This window comes from Anabaena lutea FACHB-196 (assembly GCF_014698305.1).
Classification (GTDB): Bacteria; Cyanobacteriota; Cyanobacteriia; order Cyanobacteriales; family Nostocaceae; genus Anabaena; species Anabaena lutea.
The window spans coordinates 1-17,255 of record NZ_JACJST010000003.1 but is presented as its reverse complement, the minus strand read 5'-3'; the positions used below and the strand labels follow the sequence as shown (position 1 = coordinate 17,255).

Here is a 17,255-nt window from a genome sequence, read left to right as displayed (position 1 = left end):
ACTAATGACCAATGAATCATAAAAAATAAAAAAGAACATGGATTTTACTACTGCCTTACCTACTTTTGTAATTACCCTCCGAGAAGGAGTAGAAGCAGCCCTAGTAGTGGGTATTGTCCTAGCTTTGTTAAAAAAAGCCAAACAATCTCGACTTAAATATTGGGTATATGCTGGTATCGCTGTTGGGCTTGTCGTCAGCCTTTTGATAGGTGTCTTATTCACTTGGCTAATTAAAATACTTGGCTCAATTAATCCTCAATACACTTCTGTCGTTGAACCCATTTTAGAAGGTGTGTTTAGTCTGTTAGCAATAGTCATGCTCAGTTGGATGCTAATCTGGATGACTAAGCAAGCCAGATTTATGAAAGCGCAAGTTGAGGGAGCCGTCACCGCAGCACTAACACAAAATTCAAATGCAGGTTGGGGCGTTTTTAGTTTAATTTTAGTTGCTATTGTGCGTGAAGGTTTTGAAACTGTCCTCTTTGTAGCAGCCAATTTTCAACAAGGTTTATTACCTACTTTGGGCGCACTTGGTGGTTTAGCCACCGCTGCCGCAATTGGTGTATTGTTATTTAAATGGGGTGTGAAAATTAATATCCGCCAGTTTTTTCAAGTCATGGGCGTTTTATTAGTTTTGATTGTTGCTGGGTTAGTAGTTTCAGCTTTACAACATTTTGATGATGCTACAGCTAACCTGGCTCTGAGTAGTCGTTCTTCAGAAAACCTTTGTTTTTATTATGAACACTTTACTAGAGTTCATTCTTGCATCTTAGGACCAATGGTTTGGAATACCAAGAAAATTTTGTCTGATGAACAATTTCCTGGCATCATTCTCAAATCTTTATTTGGTTATAGAGACAACCTCTATCTAGTACAAGCTGTTGGCTATTTACTGTTTCTACTAAGTATTGGTGGTTTGTATTTCCGCAGCATTACTGGTGGAAAGAGTCCAAATCAAAAACCTGTTGCAATTGCTCAAAAATAAAACTGCAGATTATAGATACAGCAGAATTAGCAAGTACAGACGTTCCACCGGAACGTCTCTACAAAAGTAGGGCTAAAGCGCTGACTACAAACTTTTAATTATTTTACTAATAAAGCTTTATTCAACTGCTCAGAAGCTTTCTCAATCGCATTTAGGCTACCTGGATTTACCAGTCCATAATAATCAAAAACATAAACTCGGTTATTTTTAGTAGCTTGTAGTTTCTGCCAAAACGGTTCTTTTTTTAATGAATCTAATAAGGTTGGTTCAGCATTAACGACAATTAAAACTTCTGGATTTGACTCTAAAACTTTCTCCGCTGAAAGTGTCACATACCCACCAATGGGACTGTTACCTTGTAATTCAGCAGCTATATTTTTCGCTCCAAATCTGGCAATTAAATCACCAGCCCAACTATTTTTATTTGGTGTTAAAATCGGTTGGCGACTAACTAAAACTAAAGTAGAAGGATTTTGAGTTGGGTTATTAGGTAAAAGAGTTTTGTAGCGATTTAATAACGGTTGCGGATCTACATCAATTGCTTGAGCAAGTGTTTTAGTTAGTTGTTCTAGAGATTTCCAGCTATTTATTTGAGTAGATAAAGTGGGTATTCCTAGCTGTTTAAGTTTTTGCATGGGTACGTCAGAAAAACCAGTCGTACCAATAACTAAATCTGGTTTTAAAGAAACAATTTTTTCTAAATTCGGCGGACTTTGACCTTCGCTAACACGGGGAATATTTTCAAATTTGGAGTCATTTTTAAATAAGCTACTACCAGTAATTCCGACAAGTTTACTTTTATCTAACTGCAAGATAATATCAGCTGCAAGAGAGGAAAGAGAAACAACTCTTGTGGCTGATGTTATGTTGGACTTTTGTGGCGGTATTTGAGTTGTTGCTGTGGTACAGGAGAATAAGAAGAGAGTTAAGATGAGTGCTATTGCAGATGATATCCAAGGCATAATTAATTTTTTTTTAACGCAGAGGTAACGCGGAGGTTAAGAGGAGGTGAATTTGTTTTTATTATGGCTTAATTAACTAAAAATTGCTGTACATCTTCTGGGGTGTTGCAGTTAAAGAGGATATCTGGTTCTGATAATGGTAAAACTTTTACTGGATATTGTTTTAGCCACTTTTGAAATGAGCGTCCTCCTTGGTTGATAAAATTTAATAGTAGGGGTAAACAACGACTGCGATAAAAACCACAAAGTGGTTCCCAACCTTTAGTGTTTTTTACTAAATAGGCAATATTTTCTTCTTCTACAGTATCCAGTCTTTTCACCCAATCTTGCAACACTTCAACTCGCAAGTTCGGTAAGTCACAAGCTAATAATAATACCCATTCTGTTTTTACTTTCTCCAGTCCTTGTGCAAAACCTACTAGGGGTCCTTGTGTGTCGCTGGGGTTTTCTTGTATAAATTCACATCGAGGCAACGACAAGTGTTGATATCGTTCTGGCCAAGGTGTGACTATATATATGGTATCAGTGCAACTTTTAGCGACATTACAAACTCTTGGCAATAAGGGTATTCCCTGAATGGAAATTAAGGCTTTATCTTCTCCCATACGAGAACTTTTGCCTCCTGCTAAGACTATGGCGGTTAAATTAATCATAGGAACAAAATATTTTTTGCTACGTCTAATGACAAAATTGCTGTCACAATAGTATTGTCACAATAATTATTATTTTTCAGCAGCTAAGTTACCAGGGAATCTCAGGGAATGATAAGCTAGCTATATATTGTACCGATTTAGAACTTTGACGTTGTGTTCTATGTTTAGCCTATATATATTCAGTTTTAAAATTGACATAATAATAGAAAAATTAATCTCAACAATTCCATCAATATTACAAATATCCCACATCCTGTATCCCTTACGGGAGGCGTATGACTCCTACGTCGTCACGCAAGCTAAAGCCATAAATCCTTAAATCCTAGATATCCTGTATCCCTTACGGGAGGCGTAAGCCATTTCTGACAAAAAAATCATCAATATTTTACGGATGCTTACCCTAGTAGATGTATTAACTATTATCCACTAGGAAACGGTATAAATGCTATGTCCAATTATAATCAAGCAGTTGCTCAAGATGTCAATCACTTAGCAGCCATCAATAATATAGGCTTCATTAAATATGAACAGGGAGATAAAGAAACAGCTATTAAACAATGGCAACAAGCCATAAAAATTAACAATCAATCTGCTGAACCCATGTTAGCTTTAGCTGTTGCTTTGTATGTTAAAGGAGAACAACAACAGGCTTATAAATTAGCAGAAACTGCATTAAAGTTAGATAAAAACTTTGCTGATTTTCATTGTATGAGAAAGAATCTTTGGGGTCAAAGCATAATTACTGATGCTCAGAAATTGCTATCTACTCCCAAGATAAAAACCTTGTTATCACAGTTGCGTTAATATCAATAAAAACCCCTTAACAAGAATGTAGAGATTTTGCATAAAACGCCTCTACATTTTTGAAACTGTCAAATTACAGCAGTTTTCATGTATTTAGACCACACTGTTGATTTCTCTCTGTGCCTCTGCGTGAGAAAAAAATGTGGTTTATTTACCTGAAAATAGCTGTAACATAGTCGGGGTATTAGCTTCATTAACTGAAAAATTATGGGTAAGCAGCGCGTTCTGTCGGGAGTTCAACCAACTGGTAACTTACACTTGGGTAACTATTTAGGTGCGATTCGTAACTGGGTAGAAATTCAAGACCAGTATGAAAATTTCTTTTGTGTGGTGGATTTACACGCCATTACCGTACCGCACAACCCCGCCACTCTTGCGGCTGATACTTACACCATTGCTGCTTTATATTTAGCCTGTGGTATCGATTTGAGTCATTCTAGCATTTTTGTCCAATCTCATGTTTCCGCCCACAGTGAACTCACCTGGTTGCTAAATTGCATTACACCGCTGAACTGGTTGCAAGATATGATCCAGTTTAAGGAAAAAGCGATTAAACAAGGTGAAAATGTCGGTGTTGGTTTGTTAGATTATCCCGTACTCATGGCTGCGGATATTCTCCTTTATCAAGCGGATAAAGTACCGGTGGGTGAAGACCAAAAGCAACATTTGGAACTGACGCGGGATATTGTCAACAGATTTAATCACCAATTTGCGAAAAAAGCACCTGTATTAAAATTACCAGATCCTTTAATTAGAAAGGAAGGTGCAAGGGTGATGAGTTTGACAGATGGAACACGGAAAATGTCAAAGTCAGATCCTGCGGAATTAAGCCGAATTAATGTTTTAGATTCTCCAGAAGAGATTACTAAAAAAATTAAACGCTGTAAAACTGATTTGGTGCGGGGTTTAACTTTTGATGATTCAGAACGCCCAGAATGTCATAACCTGTTAACTCTGTATATGCTGCTGTCTGGAAAAACTAAAGAAGCGGTAGCGGTTGAATGTGCAGATATGGGTTGGGGACAATTCAAACCTTTGTTGACGGAAACAGCAATTAATGCTTTAAAACCAATTCAAGAAAAATATCAGGAAGTAATGGCGGATAAAGGTTATTTAGAGTCAGTTTTGCGAGATGGTAGGGAGAAAGCGGAGGCTATAGCTAATCAAACTCTAATGCAAGTCAAAGCTGCTTTGGGTTTCTCTGTTCCTCTATAAGGTTTAGGCTTTTAGGTGTAATGTGTTTTACCCTATTAGAAAACTGAAACTTTAATGTTATGCCGGATACCCATAGCTCCAGTGCTTTTAATAACTTCCGTAAAGCAGCCCTTGCGGGTGAATTTTTAATTACCGCCGAAGTTGCACCTCCCAAGGGCGGAAATGCCATCCATATGATCGAAATGGCGGCGACTCTTAAGGGAAGAGTTCATGCTGTCAATATTACTGATGGTAGCCGCGCTGTGTTGGGAATGTCTTCGTTGGCAGCGTCGGTGATTTTGTTGCAGAATGGAATTGAGCCGATTTGTCAGGTTGCTTGTCGCGATCGCAATAGAATTGGAATACAAGCAGATTTAATGGGCGCTCATGCTTTGGGTATCCGCAACATTTTAGCTTTAACTGGCGACCCTGTAAAAGCCGGTGATCATCCTGAAGCAAAAGCCGTTTTTGATTTAGAAGCTGTGCGGTTATTGCAGTTAATTAGGAAGATGAATCAGGGTGTTGATTTTAATAATAAAGCCCTGAATGATGGCGCTTTAGATTTATTTACAGGTGCAGCGGTAGATCCTCAATGTGCAAGTTGGTCAGGTTTGCAAAGTCGGTTTGAAAAGAAGATAGAAGCCGGAGCGCAATTTTTTCAAAGTCAATTAATTACTGATTTTGAAAGATTAGAAAAGTTCATGGATAAAATTGCCTCTAGTTACAATAAACCAATTTTGGCGGGAATTTTTCTGTTGAAATCAGCAAAAAATGCCCAGTTTATTAATAAAGCGGTTCCCGGTGTAAATATTCCTGAACACATTATTGATAGGTTAGCAAAAGCGAAACATCCCCTAGAAGAAGGGATGAAAATTGCAGCGGAACAAGTGCAAATTGCGCGGGGATTGTGTCAGGGTGTGCATCTGATGGCGGTGAAGCGGGAAGATTTGATTCCGCCCATTTTGGATTTAGCAGGAGTGGGAAAGGTTAGTTAACAGGAAAAGCGGCGTTGCATAATTAAAGTATGGATTTAGTAGAGACGTTCCATGGAACGTCTCTACAAGGATTTTGACATCACGCATATTTAAAGAAAGTTCGATGTCTCTATATATTGCTAATTTTGCTAAACTAAAACAAACCTCATAAAATCCGAGGAAGTTATGAAATTTACTACAGATGCTCCCTATACAGAAACCTCCCTTCCAGATCACACCCAACTCCCAGAGTCTAACGGTACATTTGTGAAAAATTGGCAAGAACATCCCCAAAGCATTTTGCTAACAGAGTCTATCACACCAGTATTACAAAAACGTCATCCAGATGGTCAGTATTGTATTGGTCAAGATTTAGGAATCTACTGGCGTATCACTGATCCTCCAGAACGCGGTGCAGAAGCTCCAGATTGGTTTTATGTTCCCAATGTGCCACTTTTATTAAATGGTCAATTTCGCCGTTCCTATGTCCTTTGGCAAGAATATATTTCGCCATTAATTGCCTTAGAATTTGTTTCAGGAAATGGCGCAGAAGAACGAGATAAAACCCCTTGGCAGGGTAAATTTTGGATTTATGAACAGGTAATTAAACCTGTTTTTTATGGCATTTATGAAGTGAGTAAAGCTAGTCTTGAAGTATATCACCTCATAGAAGGACAATATCAGTTATTACCAGCAAATGAACGGGGACATTATCCAATTACACTTATGGGAGTGGAGTTAGGTTTATGGCAAGGTGAATATCAAAATATGGAATTACCCTGGCTGCGGTGGTGGGATTTGCAAGGTAATTTGTTGTTGACTGGTGAGGAAAGAGCAAATCGCTTGACTGCACAATTACGTGTTTTAGGAATTGAACCGGAAGCTTAATATTAAATGCGATGGCACAGTAGTTTAACTATACTTAATGCCGATGATTTTACTGATGAGAACTTAAGGCTCTAAAATGGATATAACCCGCCATACTCAAAAAACTATGCCTCTCACTGAACTTTTACCTTTTCTTAGAGAACTATCTTATTCTGATAAGCTATTACTCCTACATTTCCTGGGAGGAGAGTTATTGAAAGATTCAAATTTAACCCCATTAGATGCTCAAGGTAAAGTCGCAAGTCAAGGTTTACACGATTCTTTTGAGGCTGCTGCTGTCTTAGCAAAAGCACTAGCAGAGGAAAAAGTAGCAACACGTGGTTGATAAAGTCCGATTTGCCTTTACTGAGGTTGATCCAAATCTCGGTGCATTGAGTACACTTCCCTATCTGCCAATAACTTTTAGTTATCAGAATCAATCTTTGCAGGTGTCAGGCTTACTCGACACAGGTTCTAGTGTCAATGTATTACCCTATGAAATGGGGTTGAGACTGGGAGCAGTTTGGGAACGGCAAAGGCTCTCTGTTCCGTTAGGTGGTAATTTGTCTAGATTTGAGGCACGAGCATTGGTTTTAACTGCACAGGTGGAGCAATTTCCAGTTGTAGATTTGGCTTTTGCTTGGACGCAAGATCGAAATGCTCCCTTGATTTTGGGACACATGAATTTTTTTCTAGCATTTGATGTGTGTTTTTATCGTTCTCAATTAGCGTTTGAAATTCAACCAAAAAGAACCTGATCAAATGCAATTTAATATTTACCAAACTATGAAGATGGGTTAAAAAGTCTGTGTATTATCCATCCTAAACCTAAGCCTATATTGGATGTACCAGTCAAAATTAGAAAAGTATGAAACTTGCTAAAGTATTTTTTTAATTCACCCCCAGCCACAGCCCCAATCACAGCCCCAATCACAGCCCCAATCACAGCCCAAATCACAACCGCAAACACAGCCCCAATCACAACCACAGCCCCACCCCCAACCACAAACCCAGCCGTACGAACCACAGCCACAGCCCAAGCCACAACCATAACCCCAACCACAGCCCAAGCCCCAACCCTAGTTACAGCCCAAGCCCCAGCTACCCCTTTTGTTTCTCACCAAATAAGTAATACCAAAGCGTCCCCTTCTCAACTCTCTTTCAATTGTGTATCTTCCACCTTGCAACTGATCACCTGCTACCCAAGCCATTTTTACAACTTCCAAAATACTTGGATCAATTTTCACATACAAAGGTCTTGGCAACTTGAATCCAGCATGATGGCGATAGTGCGATTACCCTATTTTCCTACCCCACACCCCAAAATTGCTAAAGTGAAATATATAATAGCCTTCCACCCCAAATCACCTTCATGACTACCATTACCTTAGAACTACCCGAAGAAATATTTTCAGCCTTGCGACTTTCACCTAATGAATTTGTCCAAGAATTACGTCTTGCAGCAGCTATTCACTGGTATCAACGGGGTGAAATCTCCCAAGAAAAAGCCGCAAATATTGCAGGTTTAGATAGAACAGATTTTATCCTCGCTTTATCCCGTGAAAAAATAGATGTTTTTAATGTTGATTTTGACGACCTACAAAGAGAATTAGAACGTGGCTGAAAGACCTGTAATTAATGCTTCACCTCTGATATTTTTATCTAGAGGTGGGTTAATAGATTTATTGCAATTATTGGGTGATGAAATTTTAGTTCCTTCAGCAGTAGCTGTTGAGATTCAACAAAGAGGTGCGGAAGACCCCACTGTTTTAGCACTAACACAAACCGACTGGTTAGTTGTTGTAGAAACACCGCCAACTCCTGAAATTATCCAATCTTGGGATTTAGGTAAAGGGGAATCATCTGTTTTGACTTGGGCGTATACACACCCTAATACAGAAGCAATTGTAGATGATTTGGCGGCTCGTCGATGTGCAGCCGTACTGGGAATTCCTGTTCGTGGAACATTAGGGCTAGTTTTAACAGCGAAGCAAAGAGGTAAAATACCAGCAGCAAGGCCAGTTTTAGATAATTTACGCTCACTAGGAATGTATCTATCTGACCGTGTAATTAATCAAGCACTCGCATTAATTGGAGAATGATAAGCATCGTTAGCGATCGCTCATTTTCTCTCTTACCCAAAATCACCAAAATTTACTACCAGTGGCACATAAGGAAAAGCAGCGGCTTGGCAATTCTGCTACAAATTGAGGTGCTTTTTACTGCTGACTGCTAACCGCTGCTGTAACTCCTAAAACCGTCCATTCCCCTGGACAATATGCTTCACAGTCGTCAAAGTCTCCAAACTAATAAATCCCCGGCGATGTCCTTTTTGATTCGACATTCCCAAAAATACTGCATCTCCCCGTGAAGAGTTGCGGGAAAACCGAGGGGAAGCATTGATGTAGGTAGAGGCGCTGTTGACTCCTAAAGCAAATTGTCGGCTTTCCTGGTAAGATTCTGTGACAATGCAATCAGCATGACCGCTACTATATTGATTAATCCAAGCGATCGCATTTTCTAAGCTATCCACCAATTTAAAAGCCACTGTTTTCGTTAAATACGGTGTTCCCCATTCTCCCTCTTTCGCTAACTGCAACTGGGGAAAAGCTTCTACTAATTCCTCATCTGCTTTGAGTTCAAAGCCTTTGTCCTTTAAGCTATTCCACAACACAGACAAGGAAGATGGTAAAGCTTGACGATGAATGAGAACCTTTTCAATGGCGTTTACCGGATCTGGTTCACTCTCATGACTATCGAGAATCATCCAGCGCACCATTTCCAAGCTACTATTGAGCGACCAGTACAGGTAACAATTACCCATCGCTGACTTTAAAACCGGACAAGTTGCTTGTCTTACCACCTGCTGAATTAAGCTAGAACGTCCATAGGGAATGACTAAACTTAAATACTGATCTTGAGTCACTAAATCTCGAATTGAAGCACCATGTTCGGCTGTCACTAGTTCTATACAACCGGCTGGTAAACCGACTTCAGTAATAGCATTTTGCAGTACTTCTGCGATCGCAGCGTTAGAATGACTAGCTTCTGTACTGCCTTTGAGAATCAAACTATTACCAGTTTTAATACAAAAACCAGCTGCGATCGCACCCAAATCAGGAAAAGCCTCATAAATAAATCCAATCACGCCCAAAGGCATCAACTGGGTATAACTTTGGGAGTCTTCCTGTTGATAATCGGCAGTTCTTACCCGTCGCAATGGATCTGATAATTCCCCCAACCGTTGGAGAATTTCCACTGTATTCTCTAACCTTGAGGGAGTTAGCTTCAACCAATCTAAAATCAACTCTGATACCGCCATTTCTCGACTGGCTTCTAGATCCAATGTATTGGCTTCTAGAATGTCGTCAAATGAACGTTTTAGCGCTTTTGCCATTGCCAGCACAGCGCGACTCCGATCTACTCCCTTTGTGATACCTAACTTCAGGGAAGCTTGATAAGCGCGTTTAGCACTTTTTACAGGTTCAGAAAAATCATCAAAAACTTCAACGGTCATTGAGTTAACGTCTGTAGGTAAGCCAGACCATAATTACTGGTGGGATAGCCAACAGCAGTGCTACTATTGCCCAAACAAGAATGCTTGAAGCATTGGCTAATCGCAGTGCTAATGGTAGCCATATAATCACTAACACGAAAATAATGCCCAGTGCTATCGGCCAATAATTTTCTCTCCATCGGGGTTGGACATCGCGCCAACTATTTCCTGTCCAGTGCCAAGCTCGCTTATACGGATAGGTGGGAGAAAGTTTTTCTAGCACGTGTCCATCATCTTCCACAACAAAAATTTGCTGACAGCGATCGCATCCAAATGCTTCTGTTAGCGTAATCGGGATTAATTGCCCACGGCGACGGCAAGGACAAATATATTCCGTATTCAAGTCTATTTTTTCAGGTTTTTGAGATGGCACAAGCGATATAAATAACTTGAGCGTGTTTTTCTTAACTGTTCTAGCTGGTGACTCCAAGAAGTAATTCTTGGACTACTATTTCTAAAAGTCAGCTTCAGTCAGCGGAATTCTTCAACACCAGTTGCTACCAGGAAGAAAACTTCACACTTTTTAAACGCTGCTTTCAGCAGTTTTAGTCATGGCGGATATCGCCACAGTCATCACTATTTCTAGTATATTTCTGGCTGCATTGTAGTCGCCATTTTCAAATTGACAAAATACTTAGCCGGAAAAAATTCCGCTACCCTGAATTTTGCGTAAGGTTTATAAATGCTGCATTACGGCATAATGGCTCAGATTCAGCTTGCCCTTTGCCTTTGTTCTTACATAAACAGGTGCAATCAGGGATTTAGTAATCTGAGCTTTTTGATATTAACTGAAAAGCGGGTAACGCGATTCGAACGCGCGACATCAACCTTGGCAAGGTTGCGCTCTACCACTGAGCTATACCCGCAACTTTCACATTAATATAACTATCTCAGATTTTTCCTGGTTTGTCAACCCCTAAATTTATGTTTTTTGGTAATGGGTGATTGGTGATTGGTGATTGGTGATTGGTGATTGGTGATTGGTGATTGGTGATTGGTGATTGGTGATTGGTGATTGGTGATTGGTCATTGGGTTATTCATCTCCCCGTCTCCGCGTCACCCCATCCCCGCGTCACCCCGTCTCCGCGTCACCGCTAAACCACCTCTGACTCCACAGGGTTTTGGATTGAAGCTGGTAAGGTTTGAGGATTCCGAGCATAAGGTTCTGCTAGGCTAGAGCGTAAATTACGCATCAGGCTGGCCATTTCTATGGCATTCATGGCATAATCCCAGCCGTGATTACTTTTAATTCCGGCTCGCTCTAATGCCTGTTGCATCGTGTCCGTTGTCAAAATACCAAAAATCACGGGTACACCTGTTTGAAAGCTGGCAGCAGCAATACCCTTAGCTACTTCAGATGATACATAATCAAAATGGGGCGTTTGTCCTTTAATCACCGCACCCAGGCAAATTATGGCATCATAACGATGGGAGAGTGCCAACTGCCGAGCGACCGTAGGAACTTCAAAACTGCCTGGAACCCAAACATAGTCTACTTGATTGCCTTGAGGATCAGGATTTATACCATGACGTTTTAGACAATCTTGACATCCTTCTACAAGTTTGAGAGTAACTAAGTCATTGAATCGACCAATCACCATTGCAAACCGCAAAGGCTCTGTTTGAGTAAAATTTCCCTCAAAAACTGCCATGACTGCCTCTTAAATTAACTATAAATTCTTAGCCAATACACTTTTCTGCCGTCAATATAGAGGAGCAGGAAAGCAAGTTCAGGAAAAAGTCATCCGGAAAAAGAAAATCTCTCTTTTTCTTTTTTGACCTTATTACCTTAGCTTTTCTGCTCCTCTAAATTTTTATGTTATGTGCTTTTGACTGTTTGCAGCCGTCCTCTACACCACAAAAAAGTTTAATATCCCAACTAACAGCACTAAAACAGTCCAAATTCCAGAACCAACCCACAGCAGCTTTTTCGATTCAACCCAATTTTGAGGGGTTGCATAAGCGACAGGAACGCCAATCACCAAGACAAAAGACATTAGAACTAGAGATACTAAAGCAAATTGGAATACTAAGGTCATTTTTACTTTTCCCAACACAGCGATATCGTAAATTGTCCCAAGACTGTCGCTGTATGATGGACAGACTGGGTTGTTCAGTGACCCCTGTGAACTCACTTGGTCTTCTGAACCATTAATATTTTACGTCCGGTTTGTAACAGATGATCAATTGTCATTCGTCATTCGTCATTGGTGATTGGTGATTGGTCATTGGGGAGAGTATGTATCTTTCCTCTGCTCCCTGTTCCCCGTTCCCCGTTCCCTATTCCCTATTCCCTATGGATTTAATTCTTTGTCACACAACTGCTGATTTTGACGCTTTGGGGGCGGCTGTTGGCTTAACTTGTCTGCTACCAGGGAGTAAGATTGTGCTAACTGGGGGAGCGCATCCGCCTGTGCGTGACTTTTTAGCGTTGCATCGAGATGAGTATGCGCTAATTGAAAGACGTGCGGTAAATCCAGAAAAGATTCGCTCTTTAACGGTTGTGGATACTCAACAGCGCGATCGCTTGGGTAAAGCTGCTGAATGGTTCGATTTACCCAATATCCAAGAAGTTGTAGTTTATGACCATCATCTCGGACAAGATAGTGATATTCCTGCCACACAATTGTATCTTGAGCGGGTGGGCGCTACGACAACTTTAATGGTGGAAGAATTACAAAAACGTCATATTTCTTTAACTTCTGCCCAAGCAACTGTCATGGCTTTGGGTATTCATGTGGATACAGGTTCGTTAACTTATGACCAATCTACAGCCAGAGATGCTTTAGCTTTGGCTTGGTTGATGGCACAGGGAGCGAGTTTATCAGTAATTTCTACCTATCGTGATCCTGGTTTATCGCCACAATTGCAACAATTATTAAGTCAGGCTTTGGAAACTTTAGAGTATATTTGTCTCAGGGGATATACGATAGGTTGGGTGATATTAAAAACAGATGATTTTGTGCCAGGGTTATCAAGTTTGGCTACAGAACTGGTCGAATTAACAGAAATTGATGCCATCCTGTTGGCAAATGAATATGCTTTAGGTGATGATGAATGGCGATTAACTGTGATTGGGCGATCGCACATTTCCGGTACAAATCTGAATCTTCTCTTTCAAGTATTTGACGGTGGTGGACATTCTCAAGCCGCTTCCTTGAATCTTCGCACACAAGACTCACAGCCAATCTTACAGCAACTCCTAGATGGGTTAAAAGCCCAAATTCCTCACCCTCCCACAGCTAGGGATTTAATGTCTTCCCCAGTCCGCACCATTCGACCAGAAACCACAATAGCCGAAGCACAACGCATCTTACTACGTTACGGCCATTCTGGTTTATCTGTCGTCAATCCCCAAGGGCAATTAGTTGGTATAATTTCACGACGTGATTTAGATATAGCCTTACATCATGGCTTTAGTCATGCACCAGTTAAAGGCTACATGACAACCAATTTAAAGACAATCACCCCAGATACCACTTTGCCAGAAATTGAGTCCTTAATGGTGACTTATGATATTGGACGTTTACCAGTATTAGAAAATAATAATCTCGTTGGTATTGTTACCCGCACCGATGTGTTAAGGGAATTACATCAAGCAGATATATTGGATGGAGAAATACAAAAAGATGGTGAAATTAATATTAATCTGCCACAATTGCAAAATAAATTAAATCCCCAACTTTGGCAACTACTCACCACCGCATCTCAAGAAGCAGAAAAACGTGGTTGGCATCTTTATTTAGTAGGTGGTGCAGTGCGGGATTTGCTATTAGCAGAAACTGAAACCGGCACTTTAATGATTAATGATATTGATTTAGTAGTTGATGGTTTTCATAAAACAGCATCTGTGGGTGCAGGTGTAGAATTAGCAAAAGCACTCCAGGAAATTTATAAAAATGCCCGTTTAGAAATTCATGGTGCATTTCAAACTGCTGCCTTATTATGGCACAAAGACCCAGAATTAGATTCATTATGGGTAGATATTGCCACTTCTAGAACTGAATTTTATCCTTATCCCGCAGCCAATCCAGAAGTAGAAGCGAGTTCAATTCGTCAAGATTTATATCGACGGGATTTTACTATTAATGCTATGGCATTAAGGTTAACTTCTCCTCGCGCTGGTGAATTACTGGATTTTTTTGGTGGTTTCTTAGATTTACAAGCCAAGCAAATTCGGATTTTACACGCTAATAGCTTTATTGAAGATCCTACTCGAATTTATCGCGGTGTCCGTTTCGCTGTACGTTTCGGTTTTCAAATTGAAAAGCGCACTGAGGAATATATCCATTATGCCATAAATAGCGGAGTATATGATCGCACTTCCCAAGAAAACAGCAAAACACCCGCTTTACAAACTCGCCTCAAAACAGAATTAAAATATATCTTATTAGCTCCTTATTGGCAATCAGCTTTAAAATTGCTGGATAATTTAGGTGCTTTGCAGTGTATCCATCCTACCCTAAAATTAGATTCAGAACTCTGCCGACAATTAAATTTATTAGAACGCTGTTTAGGGAGATTTGATAGAAAACAAACCTTAAGCAATTGGCAAATTCGCCTAGAAGCACTAATCGGCTATTTAAAACCAGAATATCGGGCAAAGGTAGCCAAAAATCTGCAATTAGCTGATGATAGTATTGCCAGATTAAAGAATTTATCCCACACTCAATCTGAGATAATCACATTATTACCTACTTTCGATCATCCCAGTCAAACTGTAGATTTACTCAAAAAGCATGATTTACTAACTTTAATCTTAATTGCTTTACAAAGTTCACGAAAAATTAGAAGAAAGATTTGGCAATATTTAACAACATGGGCAAATGTACAACCGCTATTAACTGGAAATGATTTAAAAGAATTAGGTTATAAACCTAGTCCCAAATATAAGCAAATTCTTGATGATTTATTAACTGCTACTCTGGATGGTTTAATTAAGGATCAAGCAGAAGCCAGAGAATTTTTAGCCCAGCATTATCCTCAATAATTTAGATGAGAAATATAGGACTAATATTTTATTTTTGAAATATACGTAGGGTGGGCATTGCCCACCGTTGGAGGGTTTTACTCCTGAACCGGAGGTCTGCGAAGCGTCTCCTGACTCCTGCTATATTTGCGTAAAGTCCTGTTGCGGTTAAATCTTTCTCGCTGTACCTCACGAATGTGGGATTACAGCTTTTATCGGGTGTGCTGTCCCTTAACCCCAGCCACATTTTAAATTGTATCTAGGTTGATCTAGCGGTTTTCAGTTGAATAAGATACACTTAGTTATAATATAGCGTTTTTTACTGGGATGCCAGACAAAGCCACAAAGTACGGTTACTACTATATACTTTTGAAACTTTATGCTTACCTCAATACAGTTCAGATCAACCTATTTATCTGCCCCAGCTTGCCTAAATAGATAATTTTCCTTAACGCCAAGCGTATTGTCTTTTACCCGGTTTCCCTTATTTTGCCTCCTTGTTATCAACTGATAAAAAACTTTTACTACCCACTAGTACAGAACGGCGTAAATAAACAGACCATTAAAAAATTACTGAAAAGCTTGTGTAATCTGCTTTTTTAATTTTTAATTTTTAATTCCGAGAAAGCGGTACTAGAGCGTTAGTCCAGTTATAATTTATTCCTATCGGATACCTGTGCCGGAGATCTACCGATGAAAACTCTATCTAGCCTTGATGAAGTAGCGAAATATTTAGAACAGCATGAAAACTCAACACGGATTAAAAAATTAATATTCTGTGCTTGTACAAATATTTGGGAGAACGATCAAGAGAAGCTAAATAACTTTAAATTACCAGAATTAATTCAAGAATTATGCACATTGAATCCAACTTTAGATAGCTTAAAATTATCTTTATCTAAAGTTGTAAAAAGCCTTAACAAACAAGCTGAATACTCCCTATTTGCCAGTGTAGTTTTTAATGAAGTACAGAAGTTATATATAAAGGATCAAGAATCAACAGGAATACTATCAAATCAACCCAATCAATCTGAACAAATATCATCAAATGCCCTGAATCAATCTCCAAACAGTAAAATCAAATCTCAATATGATCAGTTTGATTTACGGCAAAATCTTATGAAATATACTAACCCGCTTAGGGCTAAGATAATTCTATTTTCTGTACTTTACCATAAATTTACTTTCCAGGAAGAAGACTGGTTTAAACTGAGATCAGAAGAGCTTGATAGCTTATTGCAGAAATTGTTTGATTCTTGTTCAACTCTCAGAGAGCTTGAATTTAAACTAAATAATAGCGTTATCTCTCTAGGCAACCCGGATGAAAATACTCAAGTAGCCAGTGCAATTATCCAATCTATGCGAGGTTTATATAGGGATATTTCATCCACCAGCGCCACCCAAGATCAACCAATTAACAGCAGCTATTCATCTCAAGAAACTAGACCTTTAGTTGCTCTTAATTATGACATGACATTAACTGATGTTGATCATATCTATGAGAATGAAATAGATGACGAGAATACCTGTCAATTTATAGTACCTCCTACGAAAGATATGTTCAATAAAAAACAATGATGGCAATTTTATAGCATTATTGATGCTAGGGAAATTTGAAAAGATTTTGGTAATTGACAGGGTAAAAATATGGATGCCAATGAACTTCTGAAGCGATATGCAGATGGAGAAACAAAATTTATCGAAGCCAATTTAAATGGAGTAAATCTTTTTGGTGCAGACTTGATTGGTATAGCCTTGAATAGGGCGGATTTGCATAATGCTATCCTAACTTTTAGCTATCTAAGTCGGGCAATATTGAACAAGGCAAATCTAATTTCGGCCAAGCTAAGTGGTGCAAACCTCAATCAAGCGAGTTTAATAAGTGCCAATTTGCATGATGCTGATTTGCATGGTGCAACTTTGCAGGGTGCTGATTTGCGTAATGCCAATTTAACTTTGGCGGATATGCTGGATGCTAACTTGATGGATGCTGATTTGCGTGGTGCAGATCTCAGTGGTGCTAACTTAACAGGTGCGTGCCTGCGTGGTGCTAACCTGCGAGAAGAACAGAGAATCTATTCTGCTATTCTCCGAGGTGCGAACCTGCATAAGGCTGATTTACGGGGCGCTAATTTAACTGGTGCAGACTTAGCTAAAGTTGATCGGGAGCAACGCGATTTTGTGAGGTAGGGCAAAAAAAGTGCGATCGCCAAGTTAAAAACAGGCATCACTAAAAAATCTTTACCGTACAAAAAAATGATTTTACACATAACAAATAAATAATATTACT

Annotated in this window: 19 protein-coding genes, 1 tRNA gene and 1 pseudogene; 12 read left to right on the top strand and 9 right to left on the bottom strand. The window is 39.4% G+C overall.

The window, feature by feature from the left end:
- Positions 1-37: 37 nt before the first annotated feature.
- On the top strand, positions 38-985 hold the full coding sequence (locus tag H6G59_RS04480; RefSeq protein ID WP_190711954.1) for an FTR1 family iron permease: 948 nt from the start codon (positions 38-40) through the stop codon (positions 983-985).
- A 98-nt stretch (positions 986-1,083) separates the two neighbouring features.
- On the opposite strand, the gene H6G59_RS04475 is transcribed toward H6G59_RS04480, so the two are convergent.
- Both H6G59_RS04475 and H6G59_RS04470 read right to left on the bottom strand, forming a co-directional pair.
- Complete coding sequence (locus H6G59_RS04475) at positions 1,084-1,947, bottom strand: ABC transporter substrate-binding protein (RefSeq protein ID WP_190711953.1); 864 nt, start codon at positions 1,945-1,947, stop codon at positions 1,084-1,086.
- 68 nt (positions 1,948-2,015) lie between these two features.
- Positions 2,016-2,600, bottom strand: a complete 585-nt coding sequence (locus H6G59_RS04470) for a molybdenum cofactor guanylyltransferase (RefSeq protein ID WP_190711952.1) — start codon at positions 2,598-2,600, stop codon at positions 2,016-2,018.
- Positions 2,601-3,047: 447 nt separating this feature from the next.
- Here H6G59_RS04470 and H6G59_RS04465 point away from each other — a divergent pair, with 447 nt between their 5' ends.
- The 6 genes from H6G59_RS04465 (at position 3,048) to H6G59_RS04440 (ending at position 7,197) form a co-directional block, all read left to right on the top strand.
- Positions 3,048-3,404, top strand: coding sequence for a tetratricopeptide repeat protein (locus H6G59_RS04465; protein WP_190711951.1), 357 nt, complete (start codon positions 3,048-3,050; stop codon positions 3,402-3,404).
- Between the two features lie 207 nt (positions 3,405-3,611).
- Positions 3,612-4,619: a tryptophan--tRNA ligase gene (gene trpS / locus H6G59_RS04460; protein ID WP_190711950.1), complete on the top strand. Its 1,008-nt coding sequence runs from the start codon at positions 3,612-3,614 to the stop codon at positions 4,617-4,619.
- Positions 4,620-4,678: 59 nt separating this feature from the next.
- Entirely contained in the window at positions 4,679-5,593 is a 915-nt protein-coding gene (locus tag H6G59_RS04455; protein WP_190711949.1) for a methylenetetrahydrofolate reductase, read from the top strand.
- 165 nt (positions 5,594-5,758) lie between these two features.
- Complete coding sequence (locus H6G59_RS04450; RefSeq protein ID WP_190711948.1) at positions 5,759-6,460, top strand: Uma2 family endonuclease; 702 nt, start codon at positions 5,759-5,761, stop codon at positions 6,458-6,460.
- A gap of 76 nt (positions 6,461-6,536) precedes the next feature.
- Positions 6,537-6,785 (top strand): hypothetical protein, encoded by a 249-nt coding sequence (locus tag H6G59_RS04445; protein ID WP_242038786.1) that lies wholly within the window; start codon positions 6,537-6,539, stop codon positions 6,783-6,785.
- Positions 6,778-7,197, top strand: coding sequence for a hypothetical protein (locus tag H6G59_RS04440; protein ID WP_190711947.1), 420 nt, complete (start codon positions 6,778-6,780; stop codon positions 7,195-7,197). Before H6G59_RS04445 ends, H6G59_RS04440 begins: the two co-directional genes overlap by 8 nt.
- A 26-nt stretch (positions 7,198-7,223) precedes the next feature.
- Here H6G59_RS04440 and H6G59_RS04435 read toward each other — a convergent pair whose 3' ends face one another.
- Positions 7,224-7,490 (bottom strand): hypothetical protein, encoded by a 267-nt coding sequence (locus tag H6G59_RS04435; RefSeq protein ID WP_190711946.1) that lies wholly within the window; start codon positions 7,488-7,490, stop codon positions 7,224-7,226.
- A gap of 52 nt (positions 7,491-7,542) precedes the next feature.
- Positions 7,543-7,650: pseudogene (locus H6G59_RS04430) on the bottom strand (serine/threonine protein kinase); the annotation flags it as partial.
- Positions 7,651-7,811: 161 nt separating this feature from the next.
- On the opposite strand from H6G59_RS04430, the gene H6G59_RS04425 reads away from it, so the two are divergent.
- Together H6G59_RS04425 and H6G59_RS04420 are read left to right on the top strand one after the other, a co-directional pair.
- Complete coding sequence (locus H6G59_RS04425) at positions 7,812-8,063, top strand: UPF0175 family protein (RefSeq protein WP_190711945.1); 252 nt, start codon at positions 7,812-7,814, stop codon at positions 8,061-8,063.
- Positions 8,056-8,541 carry a PIN domain-containing protein gene (locus tag H6G59_RS04420; RefSeq protein WP_190711944.1) on the top strand — a complete coding sequence of 162 codons (486 nt, stop codon included), beginning with the start codon at positions 8,056-8,058 and terminating at the stop codon, positions 8,539-8,541. The genes H6G59_RS04425 and H6G59_RS04420 overlap by 8 nt, the downstream gene beginning before the upstream one ends.
- Positions 8,542-8,690: 149 nt before the next feature.
- On the opposite strand, the gene H6G59_RS04415 is transcribed toward H6G59_RS04420, so the two are convergent.
- From H6G59_RS04415 to psbZ, 5 genes are all read right to left on the bottom strand, one after another.
- Entirely contained in the window at positions 8,691-9,956 is a 1,266-nt protein-coding gene (locus tag H6G59_RS04415) for a glutamate-5-semialdehyde dehydrogenase (protein ID WP_190711943.1), read from the bottom strand.
- Positions 9,957-9,960: 4 nt separating this feature from the next.
- Positions 9,961-10,368, bottom strand: coding sequence for a hypothetical protein (locus H6G59_RS04410; RefSeq protein ID WP_190711942.1), 408 nt, complete (start codon positions 10,366-10,368; stop codon positions 9,961-9,963).
- Positions 10,369-10,789: 421 nt separating this feature from the next.
- Positions 10,790-10,861: transfer RNA gene (locus tag H6G59_RS04405), tRNA-Gly, on the bottom strand.
- A 229-nt stretch (positions 10,862-11,090) separates the two neighbouring features.
- Positions 11,091-11,648: a 6,7-dimethyl-8-ribityllumazine synthase gene (ribH, locus tag H6G59_RS04400; RefSeq protein WP_127056041.1), complete on the bottom strand. Its 558-nt coding sequence runs from the start codon at positions 11,646-11,648 to the stop codon at positions 11,091-11,093.
- A gap of 198 nt (positions 11,649-11,846) precedes the next feature.
- Positions 11,847-12,035, bottom strand: a complete 189-nt coding sequence (psbZ, locus tag H6G59_RS04395; RefSeq protein WP_190711941.1) for a photosystem II reaction center protein PsbZ — start codon at positions 12,033-12,035, stop codon at positions 11,847-11,849.
- Between the two features lie 257 nt (positions 12,036-12,292).
- On the opposite strand from psbZ, the gene H6G59_RS04390 reads away from it, so the two are divergent.
- The 3 genes from H6G59_RS04390 to H6G59_RS04380 all read left to right on the top strand — a co-directional run bounded on the left by H6G59_RS04390 (position 12,293) and on the right by H6G59_RS04380 (position 17,155).
- The gene (locus H6G59_RS04390) at positions 12,293-14,986 is read left to right on the top strand and encodes a CBS domain-containing protein (protein ID WP_190711940.1); all 2,694 of its coding nucleotides are present in this window, start codon (positions 12,293-12,295) and stop codon (positions 14,984-14,986) included.
- A 672-nt stretch (positions 14,987-15,658) separates the two neighbouring features.
- Positions 15,659-16,543, top strand: coding sequence for a hypothetical protein (locus H6G59_RS04385; RefSeq protein WP_190711939.1), 885 nt, complete (start codon positions 15,659-15,661; stop codon positions 16,541-16,543).
- A gap of 69 nt (positions 16,544-16,612) precedes the next feature.
- Positions 16,613-17,155, top strand: coding sequence for a pentapeptide repeat-containing protein (locus H6G59_RS04380; protein ID WP_242038785.1), 543 nt, complete (start codon positions 16,613-16,615; stop codon positions 17,153-17,155).
- Positions 17,156-17,255: the final 100 nt, after the last annotated feature.